The organism is Acinetobacter uliginosus, assembly GCF_044130295.1.
Lineage (GTDB): Bacteria > Pseudomonadota > Gammaproteobacteria > Pseudomonadales > Moraxellaceae > Acinetobacter.
This window is the reverse complement of sequence record NZ_JBIQOC010000193.1, coordinates 1-1,186: the sequence shown is the minus strand read 5'-3', so window position 1 is coordinate 1,186 and position 1,186 is coordinate 1. Positions and strand designations below refer to the sequence as shown.

At 42.4% G+C, this 1,186-nt stretch carries 1 protein-coding gene and 1 pseudogene; one reads left to right on the top strand and one right to left on the bottom strand.

Annotated features, from left to right (window positions below):
- A pseudogene (locus tag ACE01T_RS17685) lies at positions 1-220 on the top strand (IS5/IS1182 family transposase); the annotation flags it as partial.
- 133 nt (positions 221-353) lie between these two features.
- Here the strand turns inward: ACE01T_RS17685 and ACE01T_RS17680 are convergent.
- A complete protein-coding gene (locus ACE01T_RS17680; RefSeq protein WP_395519794.1) occupies positions 354-842 on the bottom strand; it encodes a GGDEF domain-containing protein in 489 nt (162 codons plus the stop codon).
- Positions 843-1,186 lie beyond the last annotated feature (344 nt).

Genomic DNA, 1,186 nt, shown 5'->3' with positions numbered 1-1,186 from the left:
ACTTCAAACGGTTAAACATTTAGGCAGAACCCTATGGAAAAAATGGTCGGGTTATCACCGTCGTAGTTTGGTGGAAACCAAGATGCATTGCATCAAATTATTAGGAGATAAGCTGACGGCAAGACATTTTCAAAGTCAGGTCAATGAAATTCATGCGCGTGTGGCAGTTCTGAATAGATTTACGGAATTAGGTAGACCTCACACCCAAGTTGTCTCTTAAATTTGAATGGATTGGGGAAAACTCAGCTTTTGAATGTTTATGCAACAAAGCCCTCAGGAAAGCCCACTTAGCGTAACTTAGCTATATTTATAAATCAGACACCCAGCAGACGAGCAAGCTACAAAATATCTTGTCATGCAAAGACTGCCCGGTCTCGTCCCTGCTGCTTTCCTGAATACATCGCCTGGTCCGCTCTTGCAATGGCTTTTTCCATGGTTTCATCAGGCTCGACGTGGATAATACCGACCGTGGCGGTGATATAGATCACTTCACCACTTTTTAGTTGGGTCGGATTGCTATGCAGTGAATGAAAAATTCTGTCGATAATCTCATGCAGGGAATCAGCATTGTCCACTTCTAGAAAGATTAGAAATTCCTCGCCACCAAAGCAAAAAATGTTGTCCGTGTCTCGAAGAGAATCACGCAGGATCTGCGCCGTATGAGCAAGAACTTCATCACCCGCCTGATGTCCATATTGATCATTGACCTCTTTAAAATGATCCAAATCCAGTAAACCGACCGCCATTATTTTCTGGTTTTTTTCAGTACTCTGACGCAAGGTACTGAATTGATTCTCCATTCCATATCTTAAGGCCAAACCGGTTAAAGGGTCGTACTGCAATGCCTGGGTAATCAAATGGGTTCTAAAATAAATCAGCAGTTCCAGCAGATCATTCTGACTTTTTTGATATTAACTGACTAAAGCTGCCTCTACGCACTGATTGTCTCTGAGCTTGGAAAATATATGATGCAAATGATGATGCACAAGATAATGCGCCTGCTCCAGTTCCCGGGTTTTGTCAGTATTGATTTTTTCGAATTTAGCATGATTTGATTGAAACCATTTGCCAAAATGACACATTGACATACTCCCACCACTTTCGACTAGCTCCTTGCGAAACTCGTTTCTCAGGGATTCTAAAAGCAAAGGCTCTTAGGCGACTTCCTCACGGATTTCGCTTGCTT